18 protein-coding genes are annotated in these 17,099 nt (G+C 68.9%); 10 read left to right on the top strand and 8 right to left on the bottom strand.

The genetic code is table 11. The annotated features are described in order from the left end of the window. Positions 1-207: 207 nt before the first annotated feature. From VEA62_RS07735 to VEA62_RS07725, 3 genes are all read right to left on the bottom strand, one after another. A complete protein-coding gene (locus VEA62_RS07735; RefSeq protein ID WP_414641849.1) occupies positions 208-858 on the bottom strand; it encodes a glutathione S-transferase family protein in 651 nt (216 codons plus the stop codon). 246 nt (positions 859-1,104) lie between these two features. Continuing rightward, positions 1,105-1,536: a DUF488 domain-containing protein gene (locus VEA62_RS07730; protein WP_324820262.1), complete on the bottom strand. Its 432-nt coding sequence runs from the start codon at positions 1,534-1,536 to the stop codon at positions 1,105-1,107. Between the two features lie 9 nt (positions 1,537-1,545). Further along, positions 1,546-1,866 carry a hypothetical protein gene (locus tag VEA62_RS07725; RefSeq protein WP_324820260.1) on the bottom strand — a complete coding sequence of 107 codons (321 nt, stop codon included), beginning with the start codon at positions 1,864-1,866 and terminating at the stop codon, positions 1,546-1,548. 80 nt (positions 1,867-1,946) lie between these two features. Between VEA62_RS07725 and VEA62_RS07720 the strand changes: the two genes are divergently transcribed. Beyond that, positions 1,947-3,602: an amidohydrolase gene (locus VEA62_RS07720; protein ID WP_324820258.1), complete on the top strand. Its 1,656-nt coding sequence runs from the start codon at positions 1,947-1,949 to the stop codon at positions 3,600-3,602. Positions 3,603-3,682: 80 nt separating this feature from the next. Here the strand turns inward: VEA62_RS07720 and VEA62_RS07715 are convergent, their stop codons facing one another. Then, positions 3,683-5,770, bottom strand: a complete 2,088-nt coding sequence (locus tag VEA62_RS07715) for a TonB-dependent receptor plug domain-containing protein (RefSeq protein WP_324820256.1) — start codon at positions 5,768-5,770, stop codon at positions 3,683-3,685. Positions 5,771-5,947: 177 nt separating this feature from the next. Here VEA62_RS07715 and VEA62_RS07710 point away from each other — a divergent pair, with 177 nt between their 5' ends. Continuing rightward, positions 5,948-6,961 carry a TraB/GumN family protein gene (locus tag VEA62_RS07710; protein WP_324820254.1) on the top strand — a complete coding sequence of 338 codons (1,014 nt, stop codon included), beginning with the start codon at positions 5,948-5,950 and terminating at the stop codon, positions 6,959-6,961. 82 nt (positions 6,962-7,043) lie between these two features. Here the strand turns inward: VEA62_RS07710 and tldD are convergent, their stop codons facing one another. The 4 genes from tldD to VEA62_RS07690 are packed head-to-tail and all read right to left on the bottom strand — an operon-like array spanning position 7,044 to position 10,248. Further along, positions 7,044-8,474 (bottom strand): metalloprotease TldD, encoded by a 1,431-nt coding sequence (gene tldD / locus VEA62_RS07705; protein ID WP_324820252.1) that lies wholly within the window; start codon positions 8,472-8,474, stop codon positions 7,044-7,046. A gap of 51 nt (positions 8,475-8,525) precedes the next feature. Beyond that, positions 8,526-9,275: a head GIN domain-containing protein gene (locus VEA62_RS07700; protein ID WP_324820250.1), complete on the bottom strand. Its 750-nt coding sequence runs from the start codon at positions 9,273-9,275 to the stop codon at positions 8,526-8,528. Between the two features lie 11 nt (positions 9,276-9,286). Beyond that, complete coding sequence (locus VEA62_RS07695; protein ID WP_324820248.1) at positions 9,287-9,859, bottom strand: DUF1700 domain-containing protein; 573 nt, start codon at positions 9,857-9,859, stop codon at positions 9,287-9,289. Beyond that, positions 9,856-10,248, bottom strand: coding sequence for a PadR family transcriptional regulator (locus tag VEA62_RS07690; protein ID WP_324820246.1), 393 nt, complete (start codon positions 10,246-10,248; stop codon positions 9,856-9,858). Before VEA62_RS07690 ends, VEA62_RS07695 begins: the two co-directional genes overlap by 4 nt. A 241-nt stretch (positions 10,249-10,489) precedes the next feature. Between VEA62_RS07690 and coxB the strand changes: the two genes are divergently transcribed. The 8 genes from coxB (at position 10,490) to VEA62_RS07650 (ending at position 17,096) form a co-directional block, all read left to right on the top strand. Then, positions 10,490-11,515 carry a cytochrome c oxidase subunit II gene (coxB, locus tag VEA62_RS07685; protein WP_324820244.1) on the top strand — a complete coding sequence of 342 codons (1,026 nt, stop codon included), beginning with the start codon at positions 10,490-10,492 and terminating at the stop codon, positions 11,513-11,515. A gap of 24 nt (positions 11,516-11,539) precedes the next feature. Then, on the top strand, positions 11,540-13,204 hold the full coding sequence (gene ctaD / locus VEA62_RS07680; protein ID WP_324820242.1) for a cytochrome c oxidase subunit I: 1,665 nt from the start codon (positions 11,540-11,542) through the stop codon (positions 13,202-13,204). Positions 13,205-13,279: 75 nt separating this feature from the next. After that, positions 13,280-14,248: a heme o synthase gene (locus VEA62_RS07675; RefSeq protein WP_324820240.1), complete on the top strand. Its 969-nt coding sequence runs from the start codon at positions 13,280-13,282 to the stop codon at positions 14,246-14,248. A gap of 5 nt (positions 14,249-14,253) precedes the next feature. Next, on the top strand, positions 14,254-14,427 hold the full coding sequence (locus VEA62_RS07670; RefSeq protein WP_324820239.1) for a hypothetical protein: 174 nt from the start codon (positions 14,254-14,256) through the stop codon (positions 14,425-14,427). A gap of 10 nt (positions 14,428-14,437) precedes the next feature. Continuing rightward, a complete protein-coding gene (locus VEA62_RS07665) occupies positions 14,438-15,001 on the top strand; it encodes a cytochrome c oxidase assembly protein (RefSeq protein ID WP_324820237.1) in 564 nt (187 codons plus the stop codon). Positions 15,002-15,053: 52 nt separating this feature from the next. Further along, positions 15,054-15,962 carry a cytochrome c oxidase subunit 3 gene (locus VEA62_RS07660; RefSeq protein ID WP_324820235.1) on the top strand — a complete coding sequence of 303 codons (909 nt, stop codon included), beginning with the start codon at positions 15,054-15,056 and terminating at the stop codon, positions 15,960-15,962. Then, positions 15,959-16,351 carry a DUF983 domain-containing protein gene (locus VEA62_RS07655; protein WP_324820233.1) on the top strand — a complete coding sequence of 131 codons (393 nt, stop codon included), beginning with the start codon at positions 15,959-15,961 and terminating at the stop codon, positions 16,349-16,351. The genes VEA62_RS07660 and VEA62_RS07655 overlap by 4 nt, the downstream gene beginning before the upstream one ends. Further along, positions 16,341-17,096, top strand: a complete 756-nt coding sequence (locus VEA62_RS07650) for an SURF1 family protein (RefSeq protein WP_324820231.1) — start codon at positions 16,341-16,343, stop codon at positions 17,094-17,096. The genes VEA62_RS07655 and VEA62_RS07650 overlap by 11 nt, the downstream gene beginning before the upstream one ends. The last annotated feature ends 3 nt before the right edge of the window (positions 17,097-17,099 follow it).

The raw sequence follows: 17,099 nt of genomic DNA, 5'->3' as shown, positions 1-17,099 counted from the left end.
GGCGCGGAACAGGGATCAGGGACCAGCCAATAGGCAGTAGGCAGTAGGCAGTAGGCAGTAGGCAGTAGGCAGTAGCAGTAAGCTCGACTGACTCGGGTTTCTGCGTTCGTCCCGAATCCTCGCCCTGGTCCCAGGTTCCTGATCCCTACTGCCTACTGCCTGCTGCCTGCTGCCTACTGCCTACCGCCTACTCCCCGACCCCTGTTCCTACCCCCCATACCTCCCCTCGAATGGAAACCGCCGCGCCCAGAAGTCCCGCAACTCCGGCAGGGCGTCGACCCGCCGCATCACCTCGCCCATGCGCGGGGCGACCTGATGGAAACGCGACCGGTGCGGTGTCCAGCGGCTGGCGACGGCCACATAGAGGTCCAGCACGGTCAGTTCGGGCCCGAGCAGGAACCGGTCCGGCGCGATCTGGCTCTCCATCCGGCCCCAGCATTCGGCGATCCGTTCGGCCGTCCGCGCCTTGATCGTCGCCTGCGCCGCCGGGTCGTCCCCCGCCAGCCGGCCCGGCGCGTCGCGGGCCCAGTACATCGAATAGATCGAGGCCGGGATGAAGGTCATCCAGCGCAGGAACTGCGCCCGCCGCGGATCGCACGGCTCCGGCCCCAGCGCCGCCTCGGGATGCCGCTCGGCCAGCCAGATCAGGATCGCCGCGCTCTCGGTGATCGTCTCCCCTTCAGGGGTGATCAGCGCCGGTATCTGCCGCATCGGATTGACCGGGGCGACCTTGTCGCGCTCGGCCTCGCCCTCCCAGGTCACCGCCTCGACCACCTCGAACGGCGCCCCGATCAGCGTCAGGGCCGCCTCGACCGGAACCGAACCGGAACCGGCCGCACCATAGACTGTGTAGGTCATGTCGATCTCCTGCCCCGCATTCTGGCGCCGCAACGCGCCTGAAACGCACGAGCAGTTCGTATCGACCGACAAGGCCTGCTTGTGCGGGGCCCGCCCGTGCCGCGACCCGGGCCGGAGGGCCAGTGTCCGCCCGCGCGCCGCACGGGAGCGGGAGCGGACATCGGCGCCGCATCAGGGACGTTGCGGATAGACCCCCGTCATCGCCATGCACCAGTTGGTGGCCGTCGCCGGCATCTGGGTCTGGCGTTACAGGTTCACCACCTCGAAGCCGTCCTCCGCCTGCAGCCGCTCGGCCAGCGCCGCGCGGTGACAGCCGGCGTGGTCCGCCTCGAAGCAGAGCAGGGCGGTCGGCCGATTCCTGGCGATCTCGCGCAGCCGCTCGAAGGCCAGTTGCGACGGCGGCTCCTCCATGTGTTCGGCGAAGATGGCCCGCATCTCGCCGATCCGCCCCTTGCGCGCCGCGTCCCGCCCCGCCTTGGGCGTGCCCAGGTCGCGCAGGTGGACGTATTCAATCCCCGCCTCGGCGAGGCTCGACCCCAGAACGGTCTTGGAAAAGCCGGCCCTGCGGGACGCCGCCACCGCCCGGACGTCCGCCAGAACCTGAACACCCGCCGCCTTCAGGCGCTCGATCACCGCCCCCTGCGGCTCGCCCTCATAACCGATGGTGAACAGTCTCATGTCCGCTCCTCAGGGCAGGGCGCCGCCCTCGATGGCCTCATCGACGCAGGACTGTAGCTCAGCCGTGTAGGCGTCCGGGTCGGCGGCCTTCCGCTCCGGCATGGAAAGCGCAAGCCGCTCCCGCCGTTCCGCGCTCCATGCCTCAGGAGCGTCGCCCTCCGGCAGCTGCGCCGTCCACCAGCTGCGGATGAACCAGCTCGGCCCCGCCACCCGGCCCGTCTCGCGCCCGGCCTCCGCGATCATGGCCTCGACATGGGCGAGGCATAGCTCGGCCCGTGGCGGCTCGGGGTCCACGAGCGGCAGGGATAGCAGCAGGGCGACGACGATCATGACCTTCCTCCTGACCCGGACCTTGACTGAGCGTCCGTGGTAAGGCGAGTCCGAACTCCGCCAGACTCAGGATCCGTCAGATGCGTCGCACCCTCGCCCTAGCCCTGCTGCTCGGTACCGCCGCCTGGAGCGCCCAGGCCCAGGAACTGCTGATCCACGGCGGCACGATCTACACCGGGGTGGCCGGTCAGCCGACCGCCGAGGTGGTCCTGGTCCAGGACGGCCGGATCGCCTACGTCGGTTCCGCGGCCGGCGCGCCCGAGGTCGACTACGCCGAAGCGCTCGACCTGAGGGGCGCGGTCATGTTTCCGGGCTTCACCGACGGCCACGCCCACCTCGACGGCATCGGCTGGCGCGAGCTGACCCTGAATCTGGAGGGATCGACCTCGGTCGCCGACGCCATGGCCCGCCTTTCGGCCTGGGCGCGGGATCACCCGGAAGGGCCCGTTATCGGGCGCGGCTGGATCGAGACGCACTGGCCCGAGGGGCGGTTCCTGACCCGCGCCGACCTCGATGCCGCCGCCCCCGGCCGGATCGTCCTGCTGGGCCGCGCGGACGGGCACGCCGTGGTCGCGTCCAGCGCCGCCCTGGCGGCCGCCGGCATCACCGACGGGACGGCCGCGCCCTCCGGCGGCGAGATTCTCAAGGATGAACAAGGTCAGCCCACCGGCGTCCTCGTCGACGCCGCCGAACAACTGGTCGCGGGCCTGACGCCCCAGGCGGATCCCGCGTCTCTCCGGACCGCCTATCGCGCCGGCTTCCGCGTCGAGGCCGAATATGGCTGGACGGGCATCCACTTCATGAGCGCGCCATGGAAGGACGTCCCCCTGCTGGAGGCTATGGCCATCCAGGGCGAGGCGCCGATCCGGGTCTACAACAGCATCACTCCTGACGGCGCGGCCGAGCTGATCGCCGGCGGCCCGCGCAGCGTCGCCGACGGCCGGATCATCACCCGGGCGGTCAAATACTACGCCGACGGCGCCCTCGGTTCACGGGGCGCGGCGCTGTTTGCGCCCTATGCCGACCGGCCCGACACCACGGGCCTGATGCAGATCGGCGAGCAGGAGATCGTGCCGCTCTACCAGGCGGCGCTGAAAGGCGGCATCCAGATCGCCACCCACGCCATCGGCGACCGCGGCAACGCCTCGGTGATCGAGTGGTACCAGCAGGCCATGGCCGGCGTCGCGCCGGAGGACCGCCCGAACGGCGCCGACGTGCGCTGGCGCATCGAGCACGCGCAGATCCTGCGGCCGGAGGACTATCACTGGTTCGTCGACCTGCCGATCATCGCCTCGATGCAGCCCAGCCACGCCATCGGCGACCTGCATTTCGCGCCGGCACGCCTCGGCGACGCCCGGCTGGACGGGGCCTATGCGTGGCACAGCCTGGCCGACCGCGGAGTCATCGTCGTCGGCGGCTCGGACGCTCCGGTCGAGCGCGGCGCGCCGCTGATCGAATTCTACGCCGCCGTGGCCCGGCGGGATCTGGAAGGCTTCCAGGGCCCCGACTGGCGGCCGCAGGAGGCGGTGGACCGCCAGACGGCCCTGAAGATGTTCACCCTCTGGCCGGCTTACGCCAGCTTCCGAGAGGGCGAGCTGGGCACCATCGAGGTCGGCAAGCGGGCCGACTTCACCGCCTTCGACGTCGATCTGATGACGGCGCCGGTCGCGGAGATACCCAAGGGGAAAGCCGTGCTGACCGTGGTCGACGGCGTCGTCGTCTACCGCGCGGAATAGAAGACCCCGCCGGCTTTCACCGGCGGGGCCATCCGGCCTGCGTGGGGGCTGCCTCCTGGGAAGGTCTTGCGCAGGCGGATCTAGAAGGTCTTGCGGAGCCGGATCTGGAAGAAGGTCCGCGGGTCGATGTAGCGGTGCTCGACGAAGGCGATGGGGCGGGCCGGGGTGCGGTCGGCATAGACCGTCCGCTCGACGTCGAAGTCGTTCCAGATGTTGACCTGGGCCCGGATGGCCAGGGTCGCGGTCGGCTTGTACTCCGCCCAGGCCTCGAAATAGTCGTGCCCCCGCCAGCCCGAGGTCTGGTCCGGATCGAAGCTCTTCTGGCCGAGGATCGGTATGTAGGTCGCGCCCCACTGCAGCTTCCAGCTGGTGATGTCCTGCTCGAACGAGATCGCCGCCTGGCTGGCGCGAACATTCGAGATCGGCCGTGTTTCGCCCGTGGTGGGATCGGTGACCTCGGTGTGGTTCCAGGTATTGCGGAAGCGGAACATGCCCCCCGACACGCCCAGCCTGTCCGTCGGTACGGCCACGGTCAGGGCCAGCTGGTCGAGGGCGCCGTCGCCGATATTGCCTACCGCCGACAGGCCCTGGTCCAGCGGGATCACGTCGATGGCGTCGGTGATCTCGTCGTGGCGCAGGCCGATGCTGACGATGCCGTCGCCCCAGAAGCGGCGCTCGTAGATCAGTTCGCTGATCCAGCGCTGCTCGGGCTCCAGATCGACGTTGCCGCCGAACACGGTCTCGTCGTCTAGGTCGGCGGAGGCCGCGAAGTCGCCGAAGTCCAGCTGGCCGACCTCGCGCTCGAAGCGCAGGCGGACCTGGTTGTCAGCCATCGGCGTCCAGGTGGCCAGGAACCGGGGCTTGGCGAAGAAGAAGCTCTTCTCCTGCTCTGCGTCGCCCGACTGGCTGATGGTCGAGGTCTCGAGCCGCAGCCCGCCTTCGAGCGTCAGTTCTGGCCGGACCCGCCACGTCCCCTTGCCGAACGCCTCGCCACGCGTCTCCTCGACCTTGACCGAGGCGGAGGGCAGGGGCACCGGGACGCCCCCGACGGTGAAGGCCTGGTCCACCTCGAGCATGTTGTAGGCGACCTCGCCCCCGGTCTCGAAGGTCAGGGCGGCCGACCGCTCGAACCGCACCAGGGCGCGCAGGATGGATTCCGAGGCCTCCCCCTGGGCGGTGAACGCCTGTTCCGGTTCGTCGACCGCGCCGAGCCGCGTCCGCGAGGTCGACAGGGAGTCGAACGAGTTCCACTCGTGAATCAGGCGGGTTTCCAGGTTGAGCCGCGAGCTCAACGGCCGGGTGTAGACGGCCCCCACCTCGCCGCCGTCGCCGTCCTCCTCGTAAAGGCTTTCGCGGCGGACATCGGTGGCGGTCTGCAGGTTGATCGCCTGGAAGTCGTTGACGCCGTAACGGGCGGTCAGGTCGATCTTGCCGCCGAACATGGGGCTCGAATAGTTGCCCCGAATCGACTGTCCGCCGCCCCAGGAATCGTTGAAGTAGTCCTCGCGCCGCGTGACATTCCCGTTGGCGTCGGTGCGGACCACCGGCCCGACGCCGTTGGCGTCGCTGATCGAGACGCCGTCGCTGAGCGTCACGCCCCAGGTGCGTTCGCCCTCGCGGGCCGTGAACTGGTAGGAGCCGTTGAACGCATCGTGGCCGCCCTCGAACAGGAAGCCCTGCAGGGTGAGGATCGACTGGCGGGTGTTCTCCGTCTTCAGGATCACGTTCACCACCACCGAATAGCCCTGCATGTCGATGCCGGGCGCGCCGCCGCGAATCAGCTCGATCCGCTCCACCTGGCCGGCCGGGGTGCGCGACAGCACGTTGGAGCCGGTGTCGTTCTTGGACGCGGGGCGGGCGTTGTTGATCAGGATATTGCCCACCGCGCCCTCGAAGCCGCGGCTGCCAGAGCCGTCGTTGACCGAGAAGCCAGGCACGCGGGACACCATGTCGAGCGCCGTGTTGGGCCGCTGGTCGGCGAAGAAGTCCGGCGTGAAGACCAGCACGCCCTGCTGGGCGGCGTCGATCTGGGGGGCCTGACCGGCCGGGCCGGTGGGAACCGGGGCCTGGGCGACCTGCGGATCGGGACCGTCCGAGGCCGTCTGGGCCGCGGCCACGCCTCCGGTGAGAAGGATGGCGGTCGTGGCCAGAAGGATGGTCTTCGTCATTGCAGGATTCCCCTCGTCGTGTGACGAAGGTGTGGCGGTTTGACGCGACCGGCTCCAGTTACAAGACGGCAAGGTGGATTAAAAAGCGGACAGCATTACAGAGATGTCATGTTGGTGTTCTGATAAAGGCGGATATTGTTCTCTCTATACTGGAAACGGCAGGTAATCGTGAAATCAATGTTAGCGCTATTTTTTGGCCTGACCGTGATCTGGTCGGCCCCACAGGCGGCCCGGGCCCAGACGCCGGACGATCAGGAGGCGGTGGCGGTCGAGGACGTGGTGGTGCTGGCCAGGCGGTCGGGCGCGCCGATGTGGACCGTCACGCGGGGCGACAGCACCCTGATCCTCGTGGGAGCCATCACCGGCATTCCCCGCGACCTCGATTGGCGCCCCGACGATCTGGAGGCGGCCGCGGCCCGGTCGCAGCTGATCCTGACGCCGCAGGTCGGGGAGGCGTCGCTGACGGACCTGTTCCGCGTCATCTGGCGCATGCGAACCATCGCCCGCATGCCGCGGGGCCAGACCACCGCCGACTATCTGGCCCCGGAGTGGCAGGCCCGGCTGGATGCGGTGATGGCGGATGAGCGAAACCAGGGCTGGCGTGAAAAGAGCCTGCTGATCCTCGGCTTCGACCTCATGCAGGACAAGGCGGGCTACACCGGCAGACGGGGCGGCGACGACGCCATGGACGTGATCCGCCGCGCCGCGCGTCGGGCGCGGGTTACGACCCGGCCGGTCGGGACCGTGCGGGGCGACGAGTTGATCGACAGTCTGATCGAGGCCCCCCAGTCGGCCCATGTTCCCTGCGTCGAGCAGGCCATCGCCGCGGCCGAACAGGGACCGGACGCGGCGCTGGAGCGGGCCGAGGACTGGCGCGCCCGGCGCGTCGCCGAGGTCGTCGCCTCGCCCATAGACCGGGCCCTGAACCAGTGCTGGCCCTGGGGCGACCCCGAGATCGCGCCGCAACTGCATCAGCAATGGGCGGCGGCGATCGAGACGGCGCTCATCTCGCCGGGCGTGACCATGGGCGTGGCCCCGCTGCGCCTGCTGGCCGAAGAGGGCGGGGTTCTGGACGGGCTGGAGGCGCGCGGCTTCGAGGTGGAGGGGCCGGAGTGGAGAGCGGATGCCGCCCCCGCCGCCGCGGCAACCGCTCCGGACGGTCCGCAGAATCCGGAAACACCGGCGGGCTGATCCAGTCCCGCCGGGCGGGCGACGACGGACCGTTCGTCAGGCCATGCCGGCGCCCGTCTGCGTCAGTCCCGTTGCGGAGCCGTCAGAGCGCCGTGCCCCCCACCGTCAGCCCGCCGATCTTCAGGCTGGGCTGGCCTATGCCGACGGGGACGCCCTGACCGGCCTTGCCGCAGACCCCCACGCCGGGGTCAAAGGCGAAGTCGTCGCCGATCATCTGCACGTGCTGCAGCGCCGTGGCCCCGTCGCCGATCAGGGTGGCGCCGCGCACCGGAGCGGTGATCCGGCCGTCCTCGATCAGATAGGCCTCGGTGCACTGGAAGACGAATTTGCCGTTGGTGATATCGACCTGCCCGCCGCCGAAATTGGCCGCATAGAGGCCACGCTTCGTCGAGGCGATCATGTCGGCCTGCGAATCCTTGCCGCCCTCCATGAAGGTGTTGGTCATGCGCGGCATAGGCATGTGGGCGAAGGATTGTCTCCGCCCGTTGCCGGTCGCCCGCGCGCCCAGCTGGCGCGCCGACAGCCGGTCGTGCATCAGCCCGACCATGATGCCGTCCTCGATCAGCACGGTGCGCGAGGTCGGCGTGCCCTCGTCGTCGATGCTCAGCGAGCCTCGGCGTCCGGCGATGGAGCCGTCGTCGACGACGGTGACGCCGGGGGCGGCGACGCGCTTGCCCATCATGCCGGTGAACACCGAAGAGCCCTTGCGGTGGAAATCGCCCTCGAAGCCGTGGCCGATGGCCTCGTGCAGCAGCACCCCAGGCCAGCCTGCACCCAGCACGACGTCCATCTCGCCCGCCGGACAGTCGACGGCCTCGAGGTTGACGAGGGCCTGGCGCAGGGCCTCGTCGACCTGCGCCTGCCAGCGTGCGGGCGCGATCCAGGTTTCGAAGCCGGCGCGGCCCCCGGCCCCGGCCGAGGCGCTCTCGCGGCGGCCGTCCTTCTCGACCGTGACCGAGACGTTCAGCCGGACGAGAGGGCGGATGTCCGTGACGCGACGGCCGTCGCCCCGCAGGATCTCGATGTTGCGGCGTTCGCCGACGAGGCTGGCGGAGACCTGGACCACCCGCGGATCTCGGGCGCGGGCCCAGGCGTCGATTTCGGTCAGCAGGGCGATCTTGTCGGAGAAGGCGGGCGAGGCGAGCGGGTCGACGGCGTCGTAGAGTTTCTGATTCGTGGCGCGCGGGGCCTCGGCGGTGAGGCCGGCATGGCCGGCCTTGGCCAAGGCCGCGCTGTCGGCGGCGCGGCGGATGGCGGGGCCGCTGATCTCGTTGGCGTGGGCATAGCCCGCGGTCTCGCCGGCCACCACGCGCAGGCCGAACCCCTCGGCGGCGTCATAGGCCGCGGATTTCAGGCGGCCGTCGTCGAAGACCAGCGATTCCAGTTCGGACCGCTCGAGGAACAGTTCACCGTCGTCGGCCCCGGCCAGGGCGTCCTGAAGAATGGAAAGCGCCTCGTCGGCGGCGACTTCGGCGGAGTCTAGGATGGTGGGCGGCTCGGCGTGCAGGGTCATGCCGCTCAGATAGGGGGTGAGGCCGGCGAAGTCACCGGCCTCACCCGGTCGTCAGCGCTGATAGACGTCGCCCGACCCGGAGATGTTCTGGGTCACGCTGGCCGGACGGCGGGTCAGTTCGACATCGCCCGAGCCTGAGATGGAGATTCGGGCGCCGCCGGTGGGGCCGACGGCCGCTTCGCCGGAACCGGAGATCTCGACGTCGGCGTCACGGGTCTCGAGAGCGGACAGGTCCGCCTCCCCGGAGCCGTGGATGTCGAGCTCGACGGCCTCCGTCCGGCCCGCGGCTGTGACGTCGCCCGAGCCCTGGATGGTGAGCATCATGTCCGGCTGGTCGTAGTTGCGGATCTGGAGGTCGCCGGAGCTGGACAGGCTGAAGTTGCGGACCGATGGGGCGGTGACGGTGATCCTGAGCCGGTCCGTGTTGTGCCAGCCGAACACGACCACTTCGACATTGTCGTCATTGTCGAAGGTCAGCCGGCCATCGCTGAGGCGGAGGCCCTCCACCTGGTTGCGGGGGCCCGTCACGACGACCGAGGCCTCGTCGCCCTGGACGTAGGTGACGTCGGCCGCGACCTCGACGTCGAGGCGGTCGCCGCCCGTCCAGGCGAGGGTGCGGGTGACGCTGGGGCCATCGTCGGCCCGCTCGAAACGGACGGTCTCGTCGTGTCCGTCGTCGCGGAAGGTCCAGCTCCAGCCATGGCGGGCGAGGTCGTTGCCGCCGAGGGCGGCGGCCCCGCCCAGGGAGGCGGCGCAGAGCACCAGGCTCGCGCCGGTGATGATCAGAAGGGTGCGGATCATGCGATCTCTCCTCAGGCCTGGGCTTGGGGTTCAAGGGCCGGCTTGAGCAGCCGGTAGTGAAGGCGGGCGTACCAGACGGTCGCGTTGACCAGCAGGATGGTGACGACCGCGGTGAGCGCTCCGATCGCTGTGGCGCCGGCCATCATGCCCAGGCCGGCCAGAATGGCCGCCAGCGGCCCGCCGGGGAATCCGGCGAACGGGCCAGCCACCATCACCGCGCCACCGCCTATGAACACGCCGATGGCGGCCATGAAGAAGCCGAACAGCGCGCCGACGACGCCCATGGCGATGGGCAGCAGGATCAGGATGTCGATCGCGCCCAGCCCCAGCACCGCGAACACGGCGGCGGCGGCGGCGGACGGGTTCTTCTCCTGGTCCCAGCGACGGGCGCCGGCCTCGGCGCGCAGCTCGCGGGCCAGGCGGTCGGGATCGCCGAGGGCCGCGGCGACTTCCGCCTCGGTCCGTCCGGCGGCGGCTCCGTCCTCGAAATGCATCTCGTAGTCCGAGGCGATCTCGGCGGCGGCGGCGGTCGGCATGCCGACGAGGCCTCGCCTCAACCGGCCCATGAATTCGGCGCGGGTCATTGTTCAGCTCCCCTTTCTGCGGTCTTCGCAGCGTTCTTGCCGACGGGCGGGGCCGGTTTGGCCTCCGCGTCGGCGTTCATGACGTCCTCGACGGCGGTGACGAAGGCGCGCCACTCGGCGGTCTGCGCTTCCAGGGCGCGACGGCCCGCGTCGGTCAGGCGATAGTATTTGCGCGACGGCCCGGAGGACGATTCGACCATATAGGTCTCGACCTGGCCGTCGGACTGCATCCGTCGCATCAGCGGGTAGATCGTCCCCTCGCCCATGTCGATCGCGTCCGACAGGGTCGAGGCGATCTCGTAGGCGTAGCTGTCGTGGCGGTTGAGAAGGGCCAGCACGCACAATGTGAGCACCCCCTTCTTCAGCTGGATTTCAATGGTTTCAGGCACCTCGGCATCTCCTTTGATGTTCAAGGGGTATCGCAAGGTATCTGTTAGTGCAAGGTAGCTGGTGAAACATGACAGCGATTTAATCCGGCGACGGAGACCGGCTGCGGCGTCCAATCGCTTGGCAATCGCCGGGGAGGGCGATATGGACCCCGCCAAGAACCGCCGTGGACCTCCGTCCCGGCGCCTGCTTGCGATTCACTCGCAAGCGATTGCGACAGAACGGTTTATGAGGATGTCTCGCATGGGGATGGGCACGCGGGCCCGGGGTCTGATCGGCGGCGGCATGACCGCGCTGGCCCTGGCTCTTTTCGCCGCCGCACCGGCCGCGGCTCAGGAACTGGTCGGTCAGCCGACCGACGGCGCCGTCGGGCTCCAGCCGGCCGCCTCGCCGCTGAAGGTCGAGGCGCACATGTTCCATGACGCCATCCTGATGCCGATCATCACCTTCATCTGCCTGCTGGTGCTGGGCCTGATCGTGTGGATCGTCATCCGCTACAACAAGAAGTCCAATCCGGTTCCGGCGAAGTGGAGCCACAACACCCTGGTCGAGGTGATCTGGACCGTCGTGCCGGTCCTGATCCTCGTCTTCATCTCGCTGTTCTCGTTCCGCCTGCTGTTCAACTACCACGACATGCCGAAGCCGGACCTGACCGTGAAGGTGACGGGCAACCAGTGGAACTGGGCCTACGAATATCCGGACCAGGCGATCCCGGAATACATCTCCAACATGCTGCCGGAAGAGGAAGTCGCCCAGCGCGGCATGCCCCACAGCCTCTACCGCCTGGCCGCCGATGAGCCGATGGTGGTGCCGGTGGGCGCCACGGTGCGTCTGCTGGTGACCGGCGCCGATGTCATTCACGCGGTCGCCCTGCCGGCCTTCGGCCTGAAGACCGACGCCGTCCCCGGCCGCGTCAACGAAACCTGGTTCAGGGCCGACCGGCCCGGCGTCTACTACGGCCAGTGCTCGGAACTGTGCGGCGTCGACCACGCCTTCATGCCGATCCAGATCAACGTCGTCTCGCGCGCCGAGTTCGCGACCTGGGTCGCGTCCAAGGGCGGTTCGATGACGCCGCGCACCGCGGCGCAAGCCCCGGGCGGCACGGTCGCGCAGATCGCGGCCGGCACCACCGGCGCCGTCGCCACGCGCAACGTCTCCTCCGGACCGATGCGGGCCGCTTCGGACGCCGTGGCCGGCCAGTCGGCCCCCGCTCCGGCCGCCCCGGCCCCCGCCGCCCCCGTCCCCGCCGCCGCTCCGGCCGCCCAGTAACGATACGCGAGAGCCCCAAAGACCATGGCCACCGCAGCCGCGAACCTCGCCCACGACCACGACGGGCATCACGACCACAAGCCGGGTTTCTTCACCCGCTGGTTCCTGTCGACCAACCACAAGGATATCGGGACCCTGTACCTGATCTTCGCCATCATGGCGGGGATCGTCGGGGGCGCCCTGTCCGGCCTGATCCGCTGGGAACTGGCCGAGCCGGGCATGCAGGTGTTCATCGCCGGCGGTCTGGTGGAACAGCTCGGCTTCGTTGAGGCGAGCAAGCACGGCTACAACGTCACCGTCACGGCCCACGCCCTGATCATGATCTTCTTCATGGTCATGCCGGCGATGATCGGCGGCTTCGGCAACTGGTTCGTGCCGATCATGATCGGCGCGCCGGACATGGCCTTCCCGCGCATGAACAACGTGTCGTTCTGGCTGCTGGTGGCCGCCTGGATCCTGCTGTGCACCTCGATGTTCGTCGACGGCGGCCCGGGCAAGGGCTTCGGCGGCGGCTGGACGGCCTATCCGCCGCTGTCGACCATGGGTCACACCGGCCCGGCCTTCGACCTGGCGATCTTCTCGCTGCACGTCGCGGGCGCCAGCTCGATCCTCGGCGCCATCAACTTCATCACCACCATCTTCAACATGCGCGCGCCGGGCATGACCCTGCACCGCATGCCGCTGTTCGCCTGGTCGGTGCTGGTCACCGCCTTCCTGCTGCTGCTGTCGCTGCCGGTTCTGGCCGGCGCCATCACCATGCTGCTGGCCGACCGCAACTTCGGCACCAGCTTCTTCGATCCCGCCGGCGGCGGCGATCCGGTCATGTACCAGCACCTGTTCTGGTTCTTCGGCCACCCCGAGGTGTACATCCTGATCCTGCCGGGCTTCGGCATGATCTCGCACATCGTCTCGACCTTCTCGAAGAAGCCGATCTTCGGCTACCTCGCCATGGCCTACGCCATGGTCGCCATCGGCTTCGTCGGCTTCATCGTGTGGGCCCACCACATGTTCACGGTCGGCATGAGCGTAAACCTGCGGGCCTATTTCGTGGCCGCGACCATGATCATCGCGGTGCCGACGGGGGTGAAGATCTTCAGCTGGATCGCCACCATGTGGGGCGGCTCCATCAGCTTCAAGACGCCCATGCTCTGGGCCATCGGCTTCATCTTCCTGTTCACCGTCGGCGGCGTCACCGGCGTGGTCCTGGCCAACGCCGGCATCGACTACACCCTGCATGACACCTACTACGTCGTGGCGCACTTCCACTACGTGCTGTCGCTCGGCGCCGTCTTCGCCATCTTCGCCGGCTTCTACTACTGGTTCGAGAAGATGTTCGGCGTGAAGTACAACGAGTTCCTCGGCACGCTGCACTTCTGGATCATGTTCGTCGGCGTGAACATCGTGTTCTTCCCGCAGCATTTCCTCGGTCTGCAGGGCATGCCGCGCCGCTATGTCGACTACGCCGACGGCTACGCCTTCTGGAACCAGGTCTCGTCGGTGGGCTATGTGATCACCATCATCGGGGTCGCGGTCTTCCTGATCATGCTGGTCGAGGCCGCGGTGCGCCGGCGCAAGGGCGTCGACAACCCGTGGGGCGAAGGCGCCACCACGCTGGAGTGGACCCTGTCCTCGCCGCCGCCGCACCACCAGTTCAACGAACTGCCGGTGGTCAAGAACGACGAGCACTAGGTCCGGCCAGCCCGGAACTGACACTCGGGGCCGCTCTTTCATCCGAAAGGGCGGCCTCTGGGTTTTTGAAAGCCAATGACCAAGCCCATCGCCGCCCCGACGATCTCAACGGCCCAGCCGGAAGACTTCTTCCAGCTGCTGAAGCCGCGCGTGATGTCGCTGGTGATCTTCACCGCGGTCACGGGGCTGGTGGTCGCGCGCGGCGATATCGGCTGGCTGACGGCGGCCATCGCGGTCCTGTGCATCGCCGTCGGCGCGGGCGCGGCGGGCGCGCTGAACATGGCCCTTGAGGGCGAGACCGACGCCCTGATGCGCCGCACGCGCGGCCGGCCGGTGGCGGCGGGGCGCGTGTCGAGAAGCGACGCCCTGACCTTCGGGGTCGTGCTCTCGATCTTCTCGGTCATGCTGCTGGGCATGGCCGCCAACTGGCTGGCGGGGGGGCTGCTGGGCCTGACCATCGTCTACTACGCCGGCTTCTACACCCTGTTGCTCAAGCGGCGGACGCCGCAGAACATCGTCATCGGCGGGGCCGCCGGCGCCTTTCCGCCCGTGATCGGCTGGGCCGCCGCGACCGGATCGGCGCCGTGGCAGGCCTGGCTGCTGTTCCTGATCATCTTCCTGTGGACCCCGCCGCACAGCTGGGCGCTGGCCCTGTATTCGGCCGGCGACTACGCCAAGGCCGGAATCCCGATGATGCCCGTCGCGCGCGGCGCACGGTCGACCCGGCTGCAGATCCTGCTCTACAGCCTGGTCTTCGTGCCCGTGGCCATCGCCCCCGGGCTGACCGGGCTCGGCGGACCGGTCTATCTGGCGGTGTCTGTGGCCGGCGGGATCGGCTTCCTGTGGCTGGCGGCGCGGCTGTGGCGCTCGCGGGCGGGCGACCAGCCGGACAAGGCCGAGGCCGTGGGGCGAGAGGCCGCATTGTATGATGTCCGGGCGGAGGCCAAACCGGCCCGGAACCTGTTCGCGTTCTCGATCCTGTACCTGATGGCCCTGTTCGCGGCCTTGCTGGTCGAGAGCGCGGCCCCGATAATGAGCCTGTAGCCGCCATGCGCCTGACCCCCGAACAGCTCGCCGCCCGCAAGAGACGCAATCTGGCCCTCGCCGGTGCGCTCGTGGCCTTCATCGTGCTGGTCTTCGCCACGACCGTGCTGAAGCTGCAGGGCAACCGGGACGAGGCGGCCGCCCTCGTCGAGGGGCAGACGACCGGGCAGGGCGGGTGAGGCCGGGGCCGTGAACCGCAAGAACCTCATCGCCATCGCCTGCGTCCTCACCGTCATGGCCATGACGGGCGCGGCCTTCGCCGCCGTGCCCCTGTACCGGATCTTCTGCCAGGTGACGGGCTTCGACGGCACGGTGATGCGGGCCGACCAGGCCCCGGACACGGTGCTGGACGAGACGGTCCTGATCCGCTTCGACACCAACGTGCGCGACCTGCCGATGGTGTTCCGGGCCGAACAGGTCAGCCAGCGGGTGCGCATCGGCGAGACGGGCATGGCCTTCTTCGATGTGACCAACACCTCGGACCAGCCGATCCAGGCGACCGCCGCCTACAACGTCGTGCCGGAACGGGCCGGGCCCTACTTCCAGAAGCTGCAGTGCTTCTGCTTCGACAGCCAGACGATCCAGCCCGGCCAGACGATGAAATTCCCCGTCCAGTATTTCGTCGCGCCCGAAATCGCCACCGATCGGGAAAGCCGCGGGGTGCGCGAGATCACCCTCAGCTACACCTTCTATCCCACCAAGGGCGCCCAAGACTCCGCAAACCCCGCCGCAGCCACTGGCGCGGCCGCATAGCGGACGCTATAGCCTGCCCCACCACGACTCTCGACCGTTGCAAGAGACCCAGATGGCCGACGCCCACGCAGCTCCGCACCACGACTATCACCTGGTGAATCCCAGCCCCTGGCCGCTGGTGTCATCGATCGCCGTCGTCGTCATGATGGTCGGCGCCGTGGTGTGGATGAAGGGCCTCGTTCCGGCCGACTCGGGACCGCTGGCCTCGGCCCTGCTGTCCGACGGCAAGCAGGCGCTGTTCTTCGCCGGCCTGGCGGGCGTACTGGTGTCGATGTTCGGATGGTGGGCCGACGTGATCAAGGAAAGCCGCCAGGGCGATCACACGCCCGTCGTCTCGATCGGCCTGCGCTACGGCATGATCCTGTTCATCGCCTCGGAGGTGATGTTCTTCGCCGCCTTCTTCTGGATGTTCTTCGAGATGGCGGTGTTCAACGAGGCGCGCGCCCACATTCCGGAGGTCGGCGCCTGGGCCGAGACCGCCGCCGCCTGGTCGACCTGGCCGCCGAAGGGCGTCGAGGCGCTCGACGCCTGGCAGCTGCCGCTGCTCAACACCGTCATCCTGCTGCTGTCCGGCACCACGGTGACCTGGGCGCACCACGCCCTGCAGGTCGGTGATCGCAAGGCCACCAAGATCGGCCTCGCCATCACCATCGCCCTCGGCGTGCTGTTCACGGCGATCCAGGCCTATGAATACAACCACATTCTCCACGAGAATCTGTTCTTCAACGAAGAGGCGCTGAACTCGGGCCTCTACGGGTCGATCTTCTTCATGGCGACCGGCTTCCACGGCTTCCACGTGCTGATCGGGACCATCTTCCTCACCGTCTGCCTGCTGCGCATCCTCGCCGGCCAGATGACCCCGGAGAAGCATTTCGGCTTCGAGGCCGCCGCCTGGTACTGGCATTTCGTGGACGTGGTCTGGCTGTTCCTGTTCGCCTTCGTCTACGTCACCTTCGGGTGACGGCAGGGCCCCCAGGCCCCGGAATTCAGCCGGCGCGGATCAACCCGATCCGCGCCGGTCTGCTTTGTCGCTGCCCGAACTGCGGCAAGGGACCGCTGTTCACGGGTTTCCTGAAGGTGGTGGAGCGCTGCGAGGCCTGCGGCTTCGACTTCACCCGGTTGAACACCGGCGACGGCGCGGCCGTCTTCGTGATGCAGGTCGCCGGCGCGCCGGTGGTGTTCGGCGCCCTTTTCATCCAGGTCGCCTATGAGCCGCCGATCTGGGCCATGGTCGCGGTGGCCCTGCCGCTGGTGGCCGGGCTGTCGCTGGGCCTGATGCGGCCCGGCAAGGGCCTCATGATCGCCCTGCAGATGAGGAACAAGGCGGGACAGGCGCGCCATGAACACTGAGACTGCGAAGAGCCGGCTTCCCTGGGGGCTGACGATCGCCTCCGCCGTCGCGCTCGCCGTGCTGATCGCGCTTGGCGCCTGGCAGGTCCAGCGCCTGCAGTGGAAGCAGGGGCTGATCGCGGCCGCCGAGGCCGCCGCGGTTCGCCCGGCCGCCCCTCTCGACCAGGTGATGGCCGGCGGATCTCCGGAGTTCCGGCGCGTGACGGTCGACTGCCCCGGCCTCGCCACCGCCCCCTATGTCGAGCTGCGCAGCATTCATGAGGAAGCCGCGGGCGTGCGCCTGATCTCCGCCTGCCCGGCCCCCGGCGGCCACGAGGTCTTCCTCGTCGACCGCGGCTTCGTGGCGGACGGGATCTCGGCCCGGCCGCCGGTGCTTGCCGGAACGGCGCCGACCCGGATCGAGGCGGTCGTGCGCGCGGCGTCCCGGGCCGGGCCAATGGCCGTGGCGCCGGAAGGCCGGCATTTCTACGCCCGCGACAACGCCGTCATGGCCAATGCCCTCGGCGTCGAGGGCCCGCTCGCGCCCTGGACCCTGTTCGCCGTCACCTCGACCAATCCTGAATGGCAGGCGCTGAAGCCGTCGGCGCCGCCCGCCTCCTTCTCCAACAACCATCTGGCCTATGCGATCACCTGGTTCGGCCTCGCCCTGGCCCTGATCGCCTTCTACGTCGCCCTGCTTCGTCGACGGCCTTCCGCCGCGCCCCGCTCTGCGGACGAGACGACCGGGAAAGAGGACACGCCCTGACCG

This window comes from Brevundimonas sp., from assembly GCF_035627475.1.
Lineage (GTDB): Bacteria > Pseudomonadota > Alphaproteobacteria > Caulobacterales > Caulobacteraceae > Brevundimonas.
Note: the sequence above shows the minus strand (reverse complement) of the source record. Positions and strands in the feature narration are given on the sequence as shown.

What these genes read in the sequence shown, in the direction of transcription:
- ctaD (WP_324820242.1), top strand. Translation starts at nt 11,540, where the DNA reads ATGGCCACCGCAGCCGCGAACCTCGCCCACGACCACGACGGGCATCAC.
- VEA62_RS07700 (WP_324820250.1), bottom strand. Translation starts at nt 9,275, where the DNA reads ATGATCCGCACCCTTCTGATCATCACCGGCGCGAGCCTGGTGCTCTGC.
- VEA62_RS07710 (WP_324820254.1), top strand. Translation starts at nt 5,948, where the DNA reads ATGTTAGCGCTATTTTTTGGCCTGACCGTGATCTGGTCGGCCCCACAG.
- VEA62_RS07730 (WP_324820262.1), bottom strand. Translation starts at nt 1,536, where the DNA reads ATGAGACTGTTCACCATCGGTTATGAGGGCGAGCCGCAGGGGGCGGTG.
- VEA62_RS07660 (WP_324820235.1), top strand. Translation starts at nt 15,054, where the DNA reads ATGGCCGACGCCCACGCAGCTCCGCACCACGACTATCACCTGGTGAAT.
- VEA62_RS07720 (WP_324820258.1), top strand. Translation starts at nt 1,947, where the DNA reads ATGCGTCGCACCCTCGCCCTAGCCCTGCTGCTCGGTACCGCCGCCTGG.
- VEA62_RS07735 (WP_414641849.1), bottom strand. Translation starts at nt 858, where the DNA reads ATGACCTACACAGTCTATGGTGCGGCCGGTTCCGGTTCGGTTCCGGTC.
- VEA62_RS07650 (WP_324820231.1), top strand. Translation starts at nt 16,341, where the DNA reads ATGAACACTGAGACTGCGAAGAGCCGGCTTCCCTGGGGGCTGACGATC.
- VEA62_RS07670 (WP_324820239.1), top strand. Translation starts at nt 14,254, where the DNA reads ATGCGCCTGACCCCCGAACAGCTCGCCGCCCGCAAGAGACGCAATCTG.
- VEA62_RS07695 (WP_324820248.1), bottom strand. Translation starts at nt 9,859, where the DNA reads ATGACCCGCGCCGAATTCATGGGCCGGTTGAGGCGAGGCCTCGTCGGC.
- VEA62_RS07725 (WP_324820260.1), bottom strand. Translation starts at nt 1,866, where the DNA reads ATGATCGTCGTCGCCCTGCTGCTATCCCTGCCGCTCGTGGACCCCGAG.
- VEA62_RS07675 (WP_324820240.1), top strand. Translation starts at nt 13,280, where the DNA reads ATGACCAAGCCCATCGCCGCCCCGACGATCTCAACGGCCCAGCCGGAA.
- tldD (WP_324820252.1), bottom strand. Translation starts at nt 8,474, where the DNA reads ATGACCCTGCACGCCGAGCCGCCCACCATCCTAGACTCCGCCGAAGTC.
- VEA62_RS07715 (WP_324820256.1), bottom strand. Translation starts at nt 5,770, where the DNA reads ATGACGAAGACCATCCTTCTGGCCACGACCGCCATCCTTCTCACCGGA.
- coxB (WP_324820244.1), top strand. Translation starts at nt 10,490, where the DNA reads ATGGGGATGGGCACGCGGGCCCGGGGTCTGATCGGCGGCGGCATGACC.